Origin of the sequence: Sphingobacterium sp. MYb388, from assembly GCF_037479535.1 — a bacterium.
In the GTDB taxonomy this organism is placed as follows: Bacteria; Bacteroidota; Bacteroidia; order Sphingobacteriales; family Sphingobacteriaceae; genus Sphingobacterium; species Sphingobacterium anhuiense.
In genome coordinates this window covers 1-1,898 of sequence record NZ_JBBGYV010000023.1, presented here as the reverse complement: position 1 = coordinate 1,898, position 1,898 = coordinate 1, and the positions used below count along the sequence as shown (strand labels likewise).

Genomic DNA, 1,898 nt, shown 5'->3' with positions numbered 1-1,898 from the left:
CAGGAAAACAAAAAAAATAAATTTTCACATTTATTTTGGAGAAACCAAAAAGATTTCTACCTTTGCAGTCCCAACGGAAACGAAGGGAAACAGAAACAAGATCGATAACGGCGCAATGCCGACATCATACAGGCCGAAGCGAGATGCGGAAGCGAGAGAAGTTCTTTAAAAATATAATCATGTAACGTAACGAGTAGTGTTGAGAAACAACGAAAGTTAAAAAAATCAACCTGTTCAATTTTAGAATTAGAAATTAAAATACAAGACAATTCTATTTATTATAAATAGTCTTGATCTTACACTTCATTTTACAATGGAGAGTTTGATCCTGGCTCAGGATGAACGCTAGCGGCAGGCCTAATACATGCAAGTCGGACGGGATTCAGGGAGTAGCTTGCTACGAACTGATGAGAGTGGCGCACGGGTGCGTAACGCGTGAGCAACCTACCCATATCAGGGGGATAGCCTCTCGAAAGAGAGATTAACACCGCATAACATCATTTACCGGCATCGGTTTTTGATCAAATATTTATAGGATATGGATGGGCTCGCGTGACATTAGCTAGTTGGAGAGGTAACGGCTCACCAAGGCTACGATGTCTAGGGGCTCTGAGAGGAGAATCCCCCACACTGGTACTGAGACACGGACCAGACTCCTACGGGAGGCAGCAGTAAGGAATATTGGTCAATGGAGGCAACTCTGAACCAGCCATGCCGCGTGCAGGATGACTGCCCTATGGGTTGTAAACTGCTTTTGTCAGGGAATAAACCTTTCTACGTGTAGAAAGCTGAATGTACCTGAAGAATAAGGATCGGCTAACTCCGTGCCAGCAGCCGCGGTAATACGGAGGATCCAAGCGTTATCCGGATTTATTGGGTTTAAAGGGTGCGTAGGCGGTCCTATAAGTCAGTGGTGAAAGACGGCAGCTTAACTGTCGCAGTGCCTTTGATACTGTAGGACTTGAATCTATTTGAAGTGGGCGGAATAAGACAAGTAGCGGTGAAATGCATAGATATGTCTTAGAACTCCGATTGCGAAGGCAGCTCACTAAGTTAGTATTGACGCTGATGCACGAAAGCGTGGGGATCAAACAGGATTAGATACCCTGGTAGTCCACGCCCTAAACGATGATAACTCGATGTTTGCGATACACAGTAAGCGTCCAAGCGAAAGCGTTAAGTTATCCACCTGGGGAGTACGGTCGCAAGATTGAAACTCAAAGGAATTGACGGGGGCCCGCACAAGCGGAGGAGCATGTGGTTTAATTCGATGATACGCGAGGAACCTTACCCGGGCTTGAAAGTTAGTGAATGATCCAGAGACGGATCAGTCCTTCGGGACACGAAACTAGGTGCTGCATGGCTGTCGTCAGCTCGTGCCGTGAGGTGTTGGGTTAAGTCCCGCAACGAGCGCAACCCCTATGTTTAGTTGCCAGCATGTTATGATGGGGACTCTAAACAGACTGCCAGCGTAAGCTGTGAGGAAGGTGGGGACGACGTCAAGTCATCATGGCCCTTACGTCCGGGGCTACACACGTGCTACAATGGACGGTACAGCGGGCAGCTACATAGCAATATGATGCTAATCTCTAAAAGCCGTTCACAGTTCGGATTGAGGTCTGCAACTCGACCTCATGAAGTTGGATTCGCTAGTAATCGCGTATCAGCAATGACGCGGTGAATACGTTCCCGGGCCTTGTACACACCGCCCGTCAAGCCATGAAAGTTGGGGGTACCTAAAGCATGTAACCGCAAGGAGCGTGTTAGGGTAAAACCGATAATTGGGGCTAAGTCGTAACAAGGTAGCCGTACCGGAAGGTGCGGCTGGAATACCTCCTTTCTAGAGCATTCGGAATTGAAGCTCGTTACGGATACACATGATTTATATAAGAAACAAA

1 rRNA gene is annotated in these 1,898 nt (G+C 47.2%); it reads left to right on the top strand.

The window, feature by feature from the left end:
* The first annotated feature begins 310 nt into the window (after positions 1–310).
* Positions 311–1,840, top strand: a 16S ribosomal RNA gene (locus tag WH188_RS26195).
* Positions 1,841–1,898 lie beyond the last annotated feature (58 nt).